The 16837-nt window shown below is 73.3% G+C and carries 16 protein-coding genes; 6 read left to right on the plus strand and 10 right to left on the minus strand.

Translation table 11 applies throughout. From position 1 onward, the window contains the following. The first annotated feature begins 39 nt into the window (after window positions 1-39). Window positions 40-1308, plus strand: coding sequence for a PepSY domain-containing protein (locus KPL57_RS49035; RefSeq protein WP_226357291.1), 1269 nt, complete (start codon window positions 40-42; stop codon window positions 1306-1308). Between the two features lies 1 nt (window position 1309). Here the strand turns inward: KPL57_RS49035 and KPL57_RS49040 are convergent, their stop codons facing one another. The 3 genes from KPL57_RS49040 to KPL57_RS49050 form a co-directional block, all read right to left on the minus strand. Next, the gene (locus tag KPL57_RS49040; RefSeq protein ID WP_226357507.1) at window positions 1310-3181 is read right to left on the minus strand and encodes an ABC transporter ATP-binding protein; all 1872 of its coding nucleotides are present in this window, start codon (window positions 3179-3181) and stop codon (window positions 1310-1312) included. A 186-nt stretch (window positions 3182-3367) separates the two neighbouring features. Beyond that, window positions 3368-3577: a helix-turn-helix domain-containing protein gene (locus KPL57_RS49045; protein ID WP_010240451.1), complete on the minus strand. Its 210-nt coding sequence runs from the start codon at window positions 3575-3577 to the stop codon at window positions 3368-3370. Between the two features lie 303 nt (window positions 3578-3880). Beyond that, entirely contained in the window at window positions 3881-5503 is a 1623-nt protein-coding gene (locus tag KPL57_RS49050; protein WP_226357292.1) for an ABC-F family ATP-binding cassette domain-containing protein, read from the minus strand. A 150-nt stretch (window positions 5504-5653) separates the two neighbouring features. Between KPL57_RS49050 and KPL57_RS49055 the strand changes: the two genes are divergently transcribed. From KPL57_RS49055 to KPL57_RS49075, 5 genes are all read left to right on the plus strand, one after another. Beyond that, window positions 5654-6445, plus strand: coding sequence for an SDR family oxidoreductase (locus KPL57_RS49055; RefSeq protein WP_226357293.1), 792 nt, complete (start codon window positions 5654-5656; stop codon window positions 6443-6445). Next, window positions 6442-7749 carry a lycopene cyclase family protein gene (locus KPL57_RS49060; protein ID WP_308253123.1) on the plus strand — a complete coding sequence of 436 codons (1308 nt, stop codon included), beginning with the start codon at window positions 6442-6444 and terminating at the stop codon, window positions 7747-7749. The genes KPL57_RS49055 and KPL57_RS49060 overlap by 4 nt, the downstream gene beginning before the upstream one ends. Window positions 7750-7858: 109 nt before the next feature. Further along, window positions 7859-8308 (plus strand): universal stress protein, encoded by a 450-nt coding sequence (locus KPL57_RS49065; protein WP_062395375.1) that lies wholly within the window; start codon window positions 7859-7861, stop codon window positions 8306-8308. A gap of 34 nt (window positions 8309-8342) precedes the next feature. Continuing rightward, window positions 8343-9353, plus strand: coding sequence for an adenylate/guanylate cyclase domain-containing protein (locus KPL57_RS49070; protein WP_226357294.1), 1011 nt, complete (start codon window positions 8343-8345; stop codon window positions 9351-9353). A 42-nt stretch (window positions 9354-9395) separates the two neighbouring features. Then, the gene (locus KPL57_RS49075) at window positions 9396-10223 is read left to right on the plus strand and encodes an arylamine N-acetyltransferase (protein ID WP_226357295.1); all 828 of its coding nucleotides are present in this window, start codon (window positions 9396-9398) and stop codon (window positions 10221-10223) included. Window positions 10224-10282: 59 nt separating this feature from the next. Here the strand turns inward: KPL57_RS49075 and KPL57_RS49080 are convergent, their stop codons facing one another. The 7 genes from KPL57_RS49080 to KPL57_RS49110 are packed head-to-tail and all read right to left on the minus strand — an operon-like array spanning window position 10283 to window position 16735. Continuing rightward, complete coding sequence (locus KPL57_RS49080) at window positions 10283-10696, minus strand: metal-sulfur cluster assembly factor (RefSeq protein WP_020624271.1); 414 nt, start codon at window positions 10694-10696, stop codon at window positions 10283-10285. Continuing rightward, on the minus strand, window positions 10693-11157 hold the full coding sequence (sufU, locus tag KPL57_RS49085) for a Fe-S cluster assembly sulfur transfer protein SufU (protein WP_062395379.1): 465 nt from the start codon (window positions 11155-11157) through the stop codon (window positions 10693-10695). Before sufU ends, KPL57_RS49080 begins: the two co-directional genes overlap by 4 nt. Before the next feature lies 1 nt (window position 11158). Continuing rightward, on the minus strand, window positions 11159-12463 hold the full coding sequence (locus KPL57_RS49090; RefSeq protein ID WP_226357296.1) for a cysteine desulfurase: 1305 nt from the start codon (window positions 12461-12463) through the stop codon (window positions 11159-11161). A gap of 2 nt (window positions 12464-12465) precedes the next feature. Continuing rightward, complete coding sequence (gene sufC / locus KPL57_RS49095; RefSeq protein ID WP_226357297.1) at window positions 12466-13251, minus strand: Fe-S cluster assembly ATPase SufC; 786 nt, start codon at window positions 13249-13251, stop codon at window positions 12466-12468. Window positions 13252-13306: 55 nt separating this feature from the next. Then, window positions 13307-14497: a Fe-S cluster assembly protein SufD gene (gene sufD / locus KPL57_RS49100; protein WP_226357298.1), complete on the minus strand. Its 1191-nt coding sequence runs from the start codon at window positions 14495-14497 to the stop codon at window positions 13307-13309. After that, window positions 14494-15930 (minus strand): Fe-S cluster assembly protein SufB, encoded by a 1437-nt coding sequence (sufB, locus tag KPL57_RS49105; protein WP_226357299.1) that lies wholly within the window; start codon window positions 15928-15930, stop codon window positions 14494-14496. Before sufB ends, sufD begins: the two co-directional genes overlap by 4 nt. Further along, window positions 15914-16735 carry a metalloregulator ArsR/SmtB family transcription factor gene (locus KPL57_RS49110; protein WP_226357509.1) on the minus strand — a complete coding sequence of 274 codons (822 nt, stop codon included), beginning with the start codon at window positions 16733-16735 and terminating at the stop codon, window positions 15914-15916. Before KPL57_RS49110 ends, sufB begins: the two co-directional genes overlap by 17 nt. Between the last annotated feature and the right edge of the window lie 102 nt (window positions 16736-16837).

The raw sequence follows: 16837 nt of genomic DNA on the forward strand, positions 1-16837 counted from the left end.
CGTCTTCTCTCTCGCCCGGACGAGTGAGCGGGAGGAACCGTGGGACGACGGGGCAGGAACAGGCGCGCGGCACGCGCCGGGAGCGCGACGCGCCGCTGGAGTGCCGCGCTGCACCGCTGGCTCGGGCTGCTGGTCGCCGCCGTGCTGGTCTTCCAGCTCGCCTCGGGGACCCTGCTGCTCTACCGGCCCGAGATCTTCGCCCTCACCCACCCGGAGCTGTTCGCCGCCACCGCGGGCACGGTGGCCGCGGGCCCGGCCGAGGCGCTGGCCGCGCTGCACCGCGCGCTCCCGCAGTTCAGCACCTCCTACGCGGCGTCCGTCGAGGGTGTGTGGCAGATCTGGGACGCCGACTACCACCGGGCCGCCTACATCGACCCCGGTACCGGGAACCTGCTGGGCACCGCCGAGCCCGACGGCGGCTTCTGGGGCGTGCTGCTCAACCTGCACGACTGCGGGCTCAGCTGCGAGACCCACCCCGGCTACGTCGCCGCCCTGAACGTGACGGTCCCCGGGGCCGACGAGCTGACCTGGGGCGGGCTGGTGCTGGGTGTGCTCGGACTGGCCCTGCTCCTGCTCACCCTCAGCGGCACGGTCGCGTGGTGGCCGTCGATGGGTCGGTTCCTGCGGGCGCTGCGGACGAAGATGCGGCCGCGCCTCGACCGCGGCGCCTACCGGGCGCACCGGGACCTGCACGACGTCGGCGCGGTGCTGGCGCTGCCGCTGATCGTCGTCTGGGCGGTGACCGGTGCCGGGTACGCGCTGCCGTTCGTCGGCGACGCCTGGTACGCCGTCACCGGCGGGGTCGCCCCCGAGCACTCCTTCACCGCCGACGCGGCCCCCGAGGGCGCACCCGACATCGGTCCCGACGCGGCGCTCGCCGCGGCCCGCACGGTCCTGCCCGGCCAGGAACTCGTGTTCGTCATACCACCGGGGCCCGACCAGGACCACTACCTGGTCGGCTTCCAGGACGGGGTCGCTCCCGCCCGCTACGGCGGTGTCCGGACCTTCTCCGAGAGCGACGTGGCCGTCGACCCGCACACCGGCCGCGCCGCCCTCTACGACGGCGGCCCCGGCCGGCCGTGGCCGGAGTGGCTGTGGGAGTCGGGCAACTACGGCGTCCACTTCGGCTACCTCGTCCCGTGGTGGGCACGGGCCCTGTGGTTCGCCGCCGGCAGCGTGTCGGTCTACCTGGTCGGGTCGGGCCTGTGGACCTGGTGGTGGCGACGGCGCCGGATCCGACGCGCCGCCCGTCCCGTCCCGGCGCCGCGCCGTGCCGCCGCGGCGGTGGAGCAGGTGCCCGCGGAGTAGCTCAGCCCGCGATCGTCGCCGCCGGGAGGAACTGGGTGCGGTAGAGCGTGGCGTAGCGGCCGTCGGCGGCCAGCAGCTCGTCGTGGGTGCCGGACTCGACGACCTGCCCGCCCTCCAGCACCGCGATCCGGTCGGCCGCCCGCACGGTGGACAGCCGGTGCGCGATGACGATCGCGGTCCGCCCGACCAGCGCCTCGGCCAGTGCCTCCTGCACCGCGGCCTCGGACTCGGAGTCGAGGTGGGCGGTGGCCTCGTCGAGGATCACCACCCGCGGGCGGGCCAGCAGCAGCCGGGCGATGGTCAGGCGCTGGCGCTCGCCGCCGGACAGGCGGTAGCCGCGCTCCCCCACCACGGTGTCGAGGCCGTCGGGCAGCGTGTCGAGCAGGTCGCCGAGCCGGGCGCGGCGCAGCGCGTCGACCATCTCCTCGTCGGAGGCGGCGGGCGAGGCGTAGCGCAGGTTCCCGGCGATGGTGTCGTGGAACAGGTGCCCGTCCTGGGTGACCATGCCGACGGCCCCGCGCAGCGTGGCGAACGACAGGTCCCGCACGTCCACCCCGGACAGCTCGACCGAGCCGGCGTCGACGTCGTAGAGACGAGGGACCAGCGACGCGAGCGTGGACTTCCCGGCCCCGGACGATCCGACCAGGGCCAGCAGCCCCCCGCCGTGGACGTGCAGGTCGACGCCGTGCAGCACCTCGGCGTTGACCCGCTGGTCGAGCACCGCGACCTCCTCCAGCGAGGCCAGGGAGACGTCGGTGGCGCTGGGGTAGGTGAACCGGACCCCGCGCAGGGCGACGTCGACGGGGCCGTCGGGCAGCGCGGCCGGGTCGGGCCGCTCGGTCAGCATCGGGCGCAGGTCGAGCACCTCGAAGACCCGCTCGAAAGCGACCAGCGCGGTCATCACGTCGACGCGGGCGTTGGCCAACGCCGTCATCGGGGTGTAGAGCCGGGTCAGCAGCAGCCCGAGCGCGACGACGGTGCCCGCCGGGATCGCCCCGGTCACCGCGAGGTAGCCGCCGAGGCCGTAGATCATGGCCTGGGCCAGCGCCGACACCAGCTGCAGCGCGGTGACGAACAGCCGCGACACCATCGCCGACCGGACACCGATGTCGCGCACCCGCGACACCTGGCCGCGGAAGACGGCGGCCTCGGAGTCGGGGTCGCCGAACAGCTTCACCAGGGTGGCGCCGGGCGCGGAGAAGCGCTCGGTCATCTGGTTGCCCATGGTGGCGTTGAGCTCGGCGGCCTCGCGGCGCAGCTCGGCGAGCCAGGTCCCCATCCGCCGGGCCGGCAGCACGAACACCGGCAGCAGCAGCATCGCCAGCACGGTGACCTGCCAGGCCAGACCGATCATGACCGCGATGGCCAGCACGAGCTGGATGCTGTTGGACAGCACCGTGGACAGCGTGCCGGTGATGGCGGTCTGGGCGCCGATCACGTCGTTGTTGAGCCTGCTGACCAGCGCCCCGGTCCGGGTGCGGGAGAAGAACGCCAGCGGCATCGACTGGACGTGGCGGAACACCGCCACCCGCAGGTCCTCGATCAGTCCCTCACCGAGCCGCGCGGAGAACCAGCGGCCGGCGAGCCCGACCACCGCCTCCAGGACGGCCATCCCGGCGATCGCCCCGGCGATCACCATCACGACGCGGGCGGCGTCGGGCAGCTCGTTCGCCGCGACGATCGTGTTGACCACGCGCCCGGCCAGCACCGGCGTCGCGACCCCGATCACCGCGGTGACGGTGGTCAGGGCCAGGTAGGACAGCAGCCAGCGGCGGTAGGGCCGGACGAAGCCCCAGATCCGGGGCCAGGTGCCCCGCGCGATGGAGCCACGGCGGATGGACGTCGAGTCCGCCCCCCGGATGACCCCGCGCATCAGGGTGAGCGGGCGATCCAACGGTGTTCCCCTTCGCCGGTGGTGGACGGCGAGGGTTCACGTTACGGCGCGTACGGCGGGCGGGCGCGGTGGTCCCGCGCGCGGCGCCCCACGACGCACCCCGGACACACGACGACGCCGCCCCGGGCCCGCTTCTCGACCCGGTCGGCGGCGCCGACGAGAGGACTACTTCTTCTTGGTACGGGTGGCGCCGCCGCGCCCGCGCAGCGTCACACCCGTCTCGGACAGGACCCGGTGGACGAATCCGTACGACCGCCCGGTCTGCTCGGCCAGCGAACGGATGCTGGCGCCCTTCTCGTACTTCTTCTTCAGGTCGGCAGCGAGTTTGCCCCGCTGCGTCCCGGTGATCCGGGCGCCCTTCTTCAGCTCGGCCATCGGCCCTCCTCATCCCCTCCGCGGATGCCCCCGCGGACCGCCGCATCAGGCGCGACGATCAGGCCATGATGATCCAGTTGACGATTTATGACCAGAACGCGGAAAACGCGATCGGCGAACGGTTACCCCGAACGGCGCAGCACTGCGGGTACCGTTCGGAATCGTCATCCGCCGGGCAGCGGAGTGCATTACCCCGTCGGAACGGGTCGTGCACGATTCCGACGGCCGCACGCGGTACGGCCCGGACACGTCCGATGATCTTGGTGGTCCGGTCGGGTGATCACCGCGGCGTGCGGTGACCGGTCACGCGAGCTGGACGAGTTCCAGGTAGTCGGCCGACCAGTGGTCCTCGGTGCCGTCGGGCAGGACGATCACCCGGTCCGGCTCCAGCGCCTCGACCGCGCCCGGGTCGTGGGTGACGAGCACGACCGCGCCCTCGAAGCGGCGCAGCGCGTCGAGCACCTGCTCGCGGCTGGCCGGGTCCAGGTTGTTCGTGGGCTCGTCGAGCAGCAGCACGTTCGCCGCCGAGGACACCAGACCGGCCAGTGCGAGCCGGGTCCGCTCACCGCCGGACAGCGTCCCGGCGGGCTGCTCGAGCTGCTCCCCGGAGAACATGAACGACCCGAGCAGGGTCCGCAGCTGCTGCTCGGCGGCGTCCGGGCTGGCGTGGCGGATGTTGTCCCAGACCGAGGCGTCCATGTCGAGCGTGTCGTGCTCCTGGGCGAAGTAGCCCCGTCGCAGCCCGTGGCCGGGCACGACCCCGCCGGAGTCGGACTCCTCGGTGCCGGCCAGGATCCGCAGCAGCGTCGTCTTGCCGGCACCGTTGAAGCCCAGCACCACGACCTTCGACCCGCGGTCCACCGCGAGGTCCACCCCGGTGAACACCTCCAGCGACCCGTAGGCCTTGGACAGGTTCTCCGCCGTGAGCGGGGTGCGCCCGCAGGGCGCCGGGGTCGGGAACCGGATGTGCGCGACGCGGTCGGCCTGACGCTCGTCGTCGAGACCGGCGAGCAGTGCGTCGGCCCGGCGGGCCATGTTCTTGGCGGCGACGGCCTTGGTGGCCTTCGCGCCCATCTTGGCGGCCTGGACGTGCAGTGCGGACGCCTTCTTCTCGGCGTTGGCCCGCTCGCGGCGACGACGCTTCTCGTCGGTGGAGCGCGCCTCCAGGTACCGCTTCCAGTCCATGTTGTACTGGTCGGCCTCGCCGCGGGTCGCGTCGAGGAACCAGACCTTGTTCACCACCGCGGCCAGCAGGTCGGTGTCGTGGCTGATGACGACCAGACCGCCCTCGTGCTGCTGCAGGAACCCGCGCAGCCAGGTGATCGAGTCGGCGTCGAGGTGGTTGGTGGGCTCGTCGAGCAGCAGCGTGGTCGCCGACTGCGACCCGCCGTCGGAGGCGGCGAACAGGATCCGGGCCAGCTCCACGCGCCGGCGCTGACCGCCCGAGAGCGTGCGCATCGGCTGGGCCAGCACCCGCTCGGGCAGCCCCAGGTGCGTGCAGATCCGCGCGGCCTCGGACTCCGCGGCGTAGCCGCCGAGGGCGGAGAACCGCTCCTCGAGCCGTCCGTACTCGCGGACCGCCTTGTCGTTCGCGGCCGGGTCGGCCAGCTCGGCCATCGCCGTCTGCGCCTTCTCCATCTTCGCCAGCAGCACGTCCAGGCCGCGGGCCGAGAGCACCCGGTCCTTCGCCGTGACCGACAGGTCGCCCTCGCGCGGGTCCTGCGGCAGGTAGCCGACCGGGGAGTTCGCGCTCCGCTGCCCGGAGTACGGCTCGCCCTCGCCGGCCAGCACCCGCATCGAGGTGGTCTTGCCCGCGCCGTTGCGCCCGACCAGACCGATCCGGTCGCCGGGCTGCACCCGCAGGGTGGCACCGGAGAGCAGGATGCGGGATCCGGCGCGCAGTTCGAGGTCGGTCGTGGTGATCACGTGGAAGAGCTCCAGACGGAGGACGAGGAGTGACGCTGAGAGGACCGGATGCGGGCACGGTCGTGCCCGGGGCGCCGGTCTACTCGATCAGGATCACGCGTCCAGACTACCGGCCGGGTCCACCCGATTCCCCACGTAGGGTCGGGCCCCATGACCGATCTCACCTCCCTGGCCGGTCGGGCGGCACTGGTCACCGGCGCCTCGCGGGGCATCGGGTACGGCGTCGCCGCCGCGCTGCTGGCGCGCGGCGCGTCGGTGGCGATCACCGGTCGGCGCGCCCCGGAGCTCGACGCGGCGGCGGCGGAGCTCGCGGCCGGCGCGGGGGCCGGCACCGGCCGGGTGCTCGCCGTCGCCGGCAACGTCGGGGACGCGGCGCACCGGGCCGCCGCGGCGGAGGCGACGGTGGCCGCGTTCGGCTCGCTGGACGTGCTGGTCAACAACGCCGGGATCAACCCCCAGCACGGGCCGCTGGTCGAGGCCGACCTCGACGCCGTCCGCAAGATCCTCGACGTCAACGTGGTCGCCGCCCTCGGGTTCGTCCAGCAGGCGCACCGGGTGTGGATGGGCGCACACGGCGGCGCCGTCGTCAACGTCGCCTCGGTCGCGGCACTGCGGCCCACCGGCGTCATCGGGGCCTACGGGGCGTCGAAGGCGGCACTGCTCACCCTGACCGAGGAGCTCGCCGGCCAGCTCGGCCCCGGCATCCGGGTCAACGCCGTCGCCCCCGCCGTGGTGCGGACGAGGTTCGCCGAGGCGCTCTACGCCCACGACGAGGCGTCCGTCGTCGCGGGCTACCCGCTGGGGCGCCTCGGCGAGCCCGCGGACGTCGCCGAGGCGGTCGCGTTCCTCGTCTCCGACGCCGCGTCCTGGGTCACCGGGGCCACCCTGCGGATCGACGGCGGCAGCCTGTCCGCCGGGCGGCACCGGCCGGGCCGACAGTGACCGGGACGACGAGCGGGACGGCGTCGTCGAGCCGGTCGGGCACCCCCGGCACGACGGTGGCCGACGTGCTGGTCCTCGGCGGCGGTCCGGCCGGCCGCGCGCTCGCGGCGGCGTGCGCGGAGGCCGGGCTGCGCACCACGCTCGCCGACCCCGCCCCGGAGCGGGCGTGGACGGCGACCTACTGCGCGTGGCCCGAGGAGCTGCCCCCGCACCTGCCGGCGGCGATGGTCGCGACCCGGCCGGAGGCGGTGGCCGTGCTGCCCGGCGGTGGCACCCGCGCGCTGGGCCCGTACGCGGTGCTCGACACCGCCGGGCTGCGCGCCCACCTCGACGCCCGGCTCGCCGGGGTCACGGTGCTGGCCGGGCGCGCCGCCGCCGACGACGTCCGGCCCGACGGCCACCGGTACCGGGTGCGGCTGCACCCTCCGGGCGGCCGGGGCGGGAGCGGCGACACCGGCGACGGCGGGGCCCCGCGGGACGACGCGGCGCGGGTCGTCGACGCGGCCCTGGTCGTCGACGCCACCGGGGCACCGTCGCGGCTGCGCCCCGGCCCGGCGGGCGGGACCGAGCAGACCGCGTGGGGCGTCGTCGTCGACGAGCGGGTGGCCGCGCCGGTGGTGCGGCCCGGCGAGGCCGTCTTCATGGACTGGCGCTCCCCCGGCCCGCACCGCCCGGGGTGGACGGACTGGCCGACGTTCCTCTACGCCGTCCCCTACGGCGACGGCACCGTCCTGCTGGAGGAGACCTCCCTGGCGCGACGGCCGGGCCTGGGGCTGCCCGAGCTGCGCGACCGGCTCGCGGCCCGGCTCGCCGGGGCGGGGGTCACCGTGCCCGACGACGCCCCCGTCGAGCGGGTCCGCTTCCCGGTCGACACCCCGCGCGGCCCACGGCACCCCGTCGGGTTCGGGGCGGCGACCCCGCTGGTGCACCCCGCGACCGGGTTCAGCGTCGCGCCCGCGCTCGGGCTGGCCCCGCAGCTGGCCGCGGAGCTGGCCCGGCACCTGCCGCACGACCCCGCCGCCGCGACGACGGCGGCCCGCCGGCTGCTCTGGCCCCGGTCGGCCCGCGCGGTGCACCGCCTGCGCCGGCACGGGCTGCGCACCGTGCTGGAGATGCCGCCGCGGCTGGTGCCGGACTTCTTCGACGCGTTCTTCGCCGGCCGCAGCGGCCGGGCGTTCCTCACCGGCCGCGACGACCTGACCGGCACCCTCGCCGGGATGGCCGGTGTGTTCCGGGCCGCTCCGCCACCCGTACGAGCGCACATGCTGCGATCGGCCGCCGCATTTCACTCGAAAGGGCGATGACGGGAGGGAGTCGGGACAAGTTGATCGGATACCACGTAGTAACGTCGTCGCACGCGGTGACGCCGGCCGCAGGCCCGGCGACGCGCGACCGTTCCCCCGGGAGGCACCTGTGTCCGCATACAAGACCATCGTCGTCGGCACCGACGGCTCGTCGACGTCGTTCGCGGCCGTCGAGCGCGCGGCCGGGGTGGCCGCGGACAGCGGCGCGAAACTGGTCATCGTCTCCGCCTACACCCCGGCCAGCCGCGAGGACACCTCGGCCGCGGAGGACGCGCTGAAGGACGAGGCCTTCCTCGTCACCGGCTGGACCCCCGCCGAGGAGGCGCTGCGCGAGGCCTCCGACCGGGCCGCCGCCGCCGGCGCGAAGGACGTCTCGACCTTCGCCGAGGACGGCGCGCCGGTCGACGTGCTCCGCAAGGCCGTCAAGGAGCACAGCGCCGACCTGCTCGTGATCGGCAACCGCGGTCTGAACACCTTCTCCGGGCGGCTGCTCGGGTCGGTGCCCGCCGACGCGACCCGCCGTGCCGGCGTGGACGTGCTCGTCGTGCACACCACGTGATCGCGTGACGTCGGAACCCGGACCGCCCCGGCCGATGCCCGAGCCCGCCTCGATCGACTGGAGCGGGATCGACGACGGGGCGCTGGACGAGTTCATCCTGGGCGCGCCCCGCGAGTTCACCCGCGACGAGCTGGTGGAGGCCGCGGGGCTCGACCCGGAGGAGTCGGGGCGGCTCTGGCGCGCGCTGGGGTTCGCGGACTCCGATCCGGAGGACCGGGTCTACACCCGCGCCGACCTGGAGGCGGCCAGCACCGTCGCCCGGCTGACCCGGGACTGGCTGCCCGACAAGAACGCCCGCGAGGCCGTCGCCCGCGCGGTCGCGCAGTCGCTGTCGCGGCTCGCCGAGTGGCAGATCGGCATGCTCGCCCAGGTCGCCGCCGCGCACATCGGCGAGCTGACCCCGCGCGACGCGGCCCGGCTCGCCGCCGACGTGCTGCCCGAGCTGGAGTCGCTGCAGTCCTACGTGTGGCGGCGCCACCTCGCGGCGACGGCGTCGCGCTGGGTCGCGGGGGCGCAGCGGATGGACGCCGCGGACATCGCGGCCGACACCTGGCCGCTGTCGGTCGGGTTCGCCGACATGGTCGGCTTCACCCGCACCACGCGCCGCCGGTCGATGGACGAGCTCGGCGAGATGATCGAGCGGTTCGGCTCGGTGACGACCGAGGTCATCGCGAACGGCCGGGGCCGGGTGATCAAGACCGTCGGCGACGAGGTCCTCTACGTCACCGAGCACCCCGCCGACGCCGCGGCCATCGCGCTCGGCCTGCGTGACCGGGTCCGGACCGAGCCGGCGCTGCCGCAGCTGCGGATCGGCCTCGCCCACGGCATGGTGCTGGCCCGCTACGGCGACGTCTACGGCGAGGTCGTCAACGTCGCGGCCCGGCTCACCTCCGAGGCCCGCCCGGACACGGTGCTGGTCGACAAGGAGATGTTCGAGTCGCTGCGCGACGACCCGCGCTTCGACCTGCGGCGGATCGCGACCCTGCACACCCGCGGCTACTCCCACCTGCGGGCGTGGGCGCTGCGCGGCGCCCGCGAACGCTGATCCTTGACCTGAACCCGGGTCGAGGTGACAGCCTCGGGCACCATGACGAGCACGGTGACCACCTCAGCCGCCGCGTACCTCGACCTCCTCGGGGTCGACCGCGCGACACCGGACCGGGCGCTGCTCGACCGGGTCGTGACCGCGCACAACGCGACCATCCCGTTCGAGAACCTCGACCCGTTCACCGGCGTCGAGCCGCCGACCACCTCCGACGGCGTCGCGGCGAAGCTGGTGCACGGCCGGCGCGGCGGCTGGTGCTTCGAGCACAACCGCCTGCTGTACGACGTGCTGGCCGCGGTGGGGTACCAGGTCACCCCGCTCGTCGGCCGGGTCCGCCTCGGCCTGGCCCCGGCGGACCCGCCGACGTCGCGCACCCACCGGCTCACCCTCGTCGACACCACGGAGGGCCGCTTCACCGTCGACGCCGGGTTCGGCTCGACGGTGCCGACCACCGCGCTGCGGCTCGTCGCCGGACTGGAGCAGCCCACCCCGCAGGCGACCTACCGCTACGCCCGCGACGACCACGGCGCCTGGGTCCTGCAGCGGCGCGGCAGCGGTGACTGGGCCGACCAGTACGTCTTCGACCTGGTCCCCGCCCCGGACGTCGACTTCGCGATGGGCTCCTGGCATCTGACCCACCACCCGGCGTCGCACTTCCGGACCGGGCTCGTCGCCGCGCGCACCACCCCGGAGCACCGGACCACCCTCGACGGGACCCGGCTCACCGTGCGCACCGCCGACGGCGACGCACAGCGGCACGACCTCACCTCCCCCGCCCGGGTCCGGGACGCGCTGGAGGAGCACCTCGGCATCGACACCGGCGCCGTCGCGGGGCTGGAGGACCGGCTGCGGGAGGTCTACTTGCGGTGAGACGACGACGGGCCGGACCCCCGGGTGGGGATCCGGCCCGTCGGGTCCGTGCGGGGTCGTCAGACCCGGAAGCCGAGGGCGCGCAGCTGCTCGCGGCCGTCCTCGGTGATCTTCTCGGGGCCCCACGGCGGCATCCAGACCCAGTTGATCCGGACGTCGTCGACGAGGCCGCCGTCGGGACCGGCGGTGAGCGCGGAGCGGGTCTGCTCCTCGATCACGTCGGTCAGCGGGCAGGCCGCCGAGGTCAGCGTCATGTCGATGACCGCGGTCCCGCCGTCCCGGTCGATGCCGTAGACGAGGCCGAGGTCGACGACGTTGATGCCCAGCTCGGGGTCGACGACGTCCTTCATCGCCTCCTCCAGGGCCTCGAGGGTCGCGCCGTCACCGGCGTCGGCCCGGGCGGGCGGCTCGGGCATGCCCGCCGCGCCGCGCACCACGTCCTCGGAGGTGCTCTGTTCGGTGGTCTCGCTCATGCCGGACTCCCCTCGGAGTTCTCGATGCGGGCGTCGGTGCGGCTCACCGCGTCCTTGAATGCCATCCAGCCCAGGAGAGCACACTTGACCCGCGCCGGGTACTTGGCGACGCCGGCGAAGGCCACGCCGTCGCCGATGACGTCCTCGTCGGGCTCGACCCTGCCGCGTCCCTGTGCCATCTCCTGGAACGACGCCATGATCTTCCACGCCTCGCCGACCGGCTTCCCGGCGACGAGGTCGTGCAGCACCGACACCGACGCCTGGCTGATCGAGCAGCCCAGCGTCTCGTAGGACACGTCGGTGACCACGTCCCCGTCGACCTTGACCCGCAGCGTGACCTCGTCCCCGCAGGTGGGGTTCACGTGGTGGGTCTCGGCGTCGTACGGCTCGCGCAGACCGGCGCCGTGCGGGTCGCGGTAGTGGTCCAGGATGATCTCCTGGTACATCTGCTGCAGCTGCACGTCACACCGTCCCGAAGAACTTCTGGGCGGCGCGCACCCCGTCGGCCAGCGCGGTGACCTCGTCCAGGGTGTTGTACACCGCGAACGACGCCCGGGCGCTGGCCACGATGCCGAAGCGCCGGTGCAGCGGCCACGCGCAGTGGTGACCCACGCGGATGGCGACGCCGGCGTCGTCGAGCACCTGGGACAGGTCGTGGGCGTGGATGCCGTCCACGACGAACGACACCGCTCCCCCGCGCAGCTCCGCCCCGGGCGGGCCGACGATGCGCAGCCCGTCGATCGCGGACAGCTGCTCGAGCGCCGCCGCGGTCAGCGACGCCTCGTGCGCGGCGACGGTGTCCATCCCGATCGCCCCGAGGTAGTCGACCGCGGCGCCGAGGCCGACGGCCTGCGACGTCATCGGCACCCCGGCCTCGAACTTCTGCGGCGGCGGCGCCCAGGTCGCGCCCTCCATCCGGACGGTCTCGATCATCGAGCCACCGGTGAGGAACGGCGGGAGCGCCTCGAGGAGCTCCCGGCGGCCGTAGAGGACGCCGACCCCGGAGGGCCCGAGCATCTTGTGCCCGGAGAAGACCGCGAAGTCCACCCCGAGCCGGTGCAGGTCGACCGGCATGTGCGGCACCGACTGGCAGGCGTCGAGCACGGTCAGCGCGCCGACCGCGGCGGCCCGCTCCACCAGCTGCGCGACCGGCGCGACGGCGCCGGTGACGTTCGACTGGTGGGTGAAGGCCACGACCCGCGTCCGGTCGGTGAGCTCGAGCGAGTCGAGGTCGATCCGGCCGTCGTCGGTGACGGAGTACCAGCGCAGGGTCGCGCCGGTCCGCCGGCACAGCTCCTGCCACGGGATGAGGTTCGCGTGGTGCTCCAGCTCGGTGACGACGACCTCGTCACCGGGGCCGAGCTCGAACCGCTCGGAGGCGGCGTCGAGCCCGGTCCGGACCGAGGCGTTGCCCAGGCCGTAGGCGACCAGGTTGATGCCCTCGGTCGCGTTCTTGACGAACACGACCTCGTCGTCGTTCGCACCGACGAACGCCGCGATGCGTGCCCGGGCGGACTCGTAGGCGTCGGTGGCCTCCTCGGCGAGCTGGTGCGCGCCCCGGTGGACGGCCGCGTTGTGCCGCTCCAGGAACGTGCGCTCGGCGTCGAGCACCTGGCGCGGCCGCTGGGAGGTCGCACCGGAGTCGAGGTAGACCAGCGGCTTCTCCTCGCGCACGGTGCGCGCGAGGATCGGGAAGTCCGCCCGGATCCGGGCCACGGCGTCGGCGTCGAGGCCGGCCGTGGTCCCGGTTCCGTGGGTGAGGGTCATGGTCAGGCCAGTGCCTTCTGGTCCGCCGCCGCCTTGTCGGCCTGGGTGAACCGGACGTAGCCGTTCTTCTCCAGCTCGTCGGCCAGCTCGGGGCCGCCGGACTCGACGACGCGGCCGCCGGAGAACACGTGCACGCGGTCCGGCTTGATGTGGTTCAGGATCCGCGTGTAGTGCGTGATCAGCAGGACGCCGGTCTCGCCGCTCGACCGGTACCGGTTCACGCCCTCGGACACGACGCGCAGGGCGTCGACGTCGAGGCCGGAGTCGGTCTCGTCGAGCACGGCGAACTTCGGGTTCAGCAGCTCGAGCTGGAGCACCTCGTGGCGCTTCTTCTCACCGCCGGAGAAGCCCTCGTTGACCGAGCGGTCGGCGAACTCCGGGGAGATGTCGAGGCCGGCCATGGCCTCCTTGACCTCCTTGACCCAGGTCCGCAGCTTCGGCGCCTCGCCGCGGGTGGCGGTGGCCGCCGAGCGCAGGAAGTTCGCCATCGACACGCCCGGGACCTCGACCGGGTACTGCATGGCCAGGAACAGCCCGGCCCGCGCCCGCTCGTCGACCGACATCTCCAGGACGTTCTCGCCGTCCAGCAGCACCTCGCCACTGGTCACGGTGTACTTGGGGTGCCCGGCGATGGCGTAGGCCAGCGTGGACTTGCCGGAGCCGTTCGGCCCCATGATCGCGTGCGTCTCGCCCGCGCGGACGGTGAGGTTCACACCGCGCAGGATCTCCTTGGGGCCGTCCTCGGTCTCGACCGAGGCGTGCAGGTCCTTGATCTCCAGAGTGGACATCGGTGGTGGTCGCTCCGTATTCGGGAAAGTGTGCGGAATCGGTGCCGAGCTGCGCTCAGACGCCGGTGAGCGCGAGCTCGGCCTCGACGGCCGCCTCGAGGCGCTCCTTGAGCTCCGGCAGCGTGATCTTGTTCAGGACCTCGCCGAAGAACCCGCGGACGACCAGGCGACGGGCCTGGTCCTCGGGGATGCCGCGGCTGCGCAGGTAGAACAGCTGCTCGTCGTCGAACCGCCCGGTGGCGCTGGCGTGGCCCGCGCTCACGATCTCGCCGGTCTCGATCTCCAGGTTGGGCACGGAGTCGGCGCGGCAGTGCTCGGTGAGCACCAGGTTCCGGTTGAACTCGAAGGTCTCGGTGTTCTCGGCGGCGGCCCGGATCAGCACGTCGCCGATCCACACCACGTGCGAGGAGTCCTTCGTGAGGCTCTGCAGCGCGTTCTTGTAGAGCACGTTGGACTTGCAGTTCGGCATCGCGTGGTCCACCAGCAGCCGCTGCTCGAGGTGCTGGCCGGCGTCGGTGAAGCCGAGCCCGATGAGCTCGGCGTCGCCGCCGGGGCCGGCGTAGCGCACGGTCGAGGAGACCCGGACCAGGTCGCCGCCCAGCTGGACCGTGGTGGCCCGCAGGGTGGCGTCGCGCCCGATCGAGTAGTGCTCGGCGCCCACGTGCACGGCGTCGTCGGCCCACTCCTCGGTCACGACCAGCGTGAGCTGCGAGCCGTCGCCCAGGACGACCTCGGTGTTGTCGGCCAGCACGCCCGACCCCCGGTGCACGACGACGACCGTCGCCTGCGTGTGCGGGGTGGTGCGGATGTGCAGGTGGCCGGCCGCCGTGACGCCCTCGCCGGGGCCGTCCACGGTGATCGTCACCGGGTCGAGCTTCTCCCCGTCCAGGGTGACCAGGGTGGCCTCGCCGAACCCGGACCAGGCCGCGGCGGCGACCCGGTCGAACGGGACACCGCCCTCGCCGATCCGGGCGTCGTCGCGGCCGACCTTCTCGACGGTCACCCCGGCGGCCTCGGTGACCGAGACCGGCGCGGTGCCCTCGAACGCGGCACTGCCGTCGTGCAGGCCCTTGAGCCGGCGCAGCGGGGTGAACCGCCAGTTCTCCTCGCGGCCACCGGGGACCTCGAACGCCTCCACGTCGAAGGACTGGAAGCGCTCGCCGGCCGAGGCGATCGGGACCTCGCCCTGCCCCTCCTTGGCGCCCTTCAGCTCGGGCGCGAGGCCGGCAACGTCACTCGTCGTCATCCGACGGAACCCTCCATCTGCAGCTCGATCAGCCGGTTCAGCTCCAGCGCGTACTCCATCGGCAGCTCGCGCGCGATGGGCTCGACGAACCCGCGCACGACCATGGCCATGGCCTCGTCCTCGGTCAGACCGCGGCTCATCAGGTAGAAGAGCTGGTCGTCGGAGACCTTGGAGACGGTGGCCTCGTGCCCCATCGACACGTCGTCGTTGCGAATGTCGACGTAGGGGTAGGTGTCCGAGCGCGAGATCGTGTCGACCAGCAGCGCGTCGCACTTCACCGTCGAACGGGAGTTCTTCGCGCGCGGGTTGACCTGGACCAGGCCGCGGTAGGACGTACGCCCGCCGCCGCGCGCCACCGACTTCGACACGATCGTCGAGGAGGTGTTGGGCGCGAGGTGGACCATCTTGGCGCCGGCGTCCTGGTGCTGGCCCTCGCCCGCGAACGCGATCGAGAGGACCTCGCCCTTGGCGTGCTCGCCCATCAGCCACACGGCCGGGTACTTCATGGTCACCTTGGAGCCGAGGTTGCCGTCGACCCACTCCATGGTCGCGCCCTCCTCTGCCTTGGCGCGCTTGGTGACCAGGTTGTAGACGTTGTTCGACCAGTTCTGGATCGTGGTGTAACGGCAGCGGCCGCCCTTCTTGACCACGATCTCGACGACGGCCGAGTGCAGCGAGTCGGTCTTGTAGATCGGCGCGGTGCAGCCCTCGACGTAGTGCACGTAGGCACCCTCGTCGACGATGATCAGCGTCCGCTCGAACTGGCCCATGTTCTCGGTGTTGATCCGGAAGTAGGCCTGCAGCGGGATGTCGACGTGCACGCCCGGCGGGACGTAGATGAAGGAGCCACCGGACCAGACCGCGGAGTTCAGGGCGGAGAACTTGTTGTCACCGGACGGGATGACCGAGCCGAAGTACTCCCGGAACAGCTCCGGGTGCTCCTTCAGCGCGGTGTCGGTGTCCAGGAAGACGACGCCCTGCTGCTCGAGGTCCTCGCGGATCGAGTGGTAGACGACCTCGGACTCGTACTGCGCGGCGACACCGGAGACCAGGCGGGCCTTCTCGGCCTCCGGGATCCCCAGCTTGTCGTAGGTGTTCTTGATGTCCTCGGGCAGGTCGTCCCAGGTGGCGGCCTGCTTCTCCGAGGAGCGCACGAAGTACTTGATGTTGTCGAAGTCGATCCCGGACAGGTCGGAGCCCCAGCGCGGCATCGGCTTCTTGCCGAAGATGTCGAGCGCCTTCTGCCGGAACTCCAGCATCCACTCGGGCTCGCTCTTCAGGCGGGAGATGTCGGCGACGACCTCGGAGGACAGGCCACGCTTCGCGATGGAGCCCGCCTCGTCGGAGTCGGCCCAGCCGAAGTCGTACCGGCCGAGCGCCGCGATCGTCTCCTCCTGCGTGAGCTCGGTGCGCACATCAGGAGTGGTCGTCATAAGGACTGCCTCCCTTTCGGGGACCGTGGTGGGAGAAGGTCCCGCCGTCGGCGGGGCCCCCTTCTTCTTGCACCTGCCGCACCTGCGCAGTGGGTCTCCCACTCACGGTGACGGAACGGCCTTGCTTCTTACCTCGTGCCCGCGCGAGGAGTTCGGGATCCTCGAGCGGGACGTGTGTGGTGCACGCGGCGTCGCCGCGGGCGATGGTGGCCAGCCGCTGCACGTGCGTGCCCAGGAGCTCGGCGAAGGCACGCGTCTCGGCCTCGCAGAGCTCCGGGAACTCGGTGGCCACGTGGGCCACCGGGCAGTGGTGCTGGCACAGCTGCACCCCGAACCCGCCGTGGCGGGCCTGCGCAGCGTAGCCGCGGGCACTGAGCACCCGGGCGAGCGCTTCGACCCGTTCCGCGGGTTCCGCCGGGGCGGTCACCGCGTCGAGGTCGGACCCGAGCAGCTCGCGCACCCGGTGCCGGGCGAAGGCGTCGACCGCCTCCTCCCCCGCCGTCTCGGCGAGGAAGCGCAGCGCCTGGGTGGCCAGGTCGTCGTACCCGTGCCCGAACCGGACCCGGCCCGTGTCGGTGAGCAGGTACTCCCGGGCCGGACGGCCCCGGCCGCGCGGACGGGCGGACCGGGCCGGGGCCCGGACCTCCGCCTCGCCGTCGGCGATCAGCGCGTCGAGGTGCCGGCGCACGGCGGCCTCGGTGAGCTCCAGCTCGGCCGCCACGACGGCGGCCGTGACCGGACCCTGCTCCATGAGCACCCGTGCCACGAGGGCGCGGGTACCCGTCCCGGACGCGGCGGGCACCACGGCGTCGCCGCCGACGCCGTGCCCGCAGGCAGGGTCGTCGAGGCGCCGCAGCGCTGTCCGGTCCGTTTTCACAACATCAGTGTTGCGTATATCGGTCGGCAC

Source organism: Pseudonocardia sp. ICBG601, assembly GCF_020496245.1.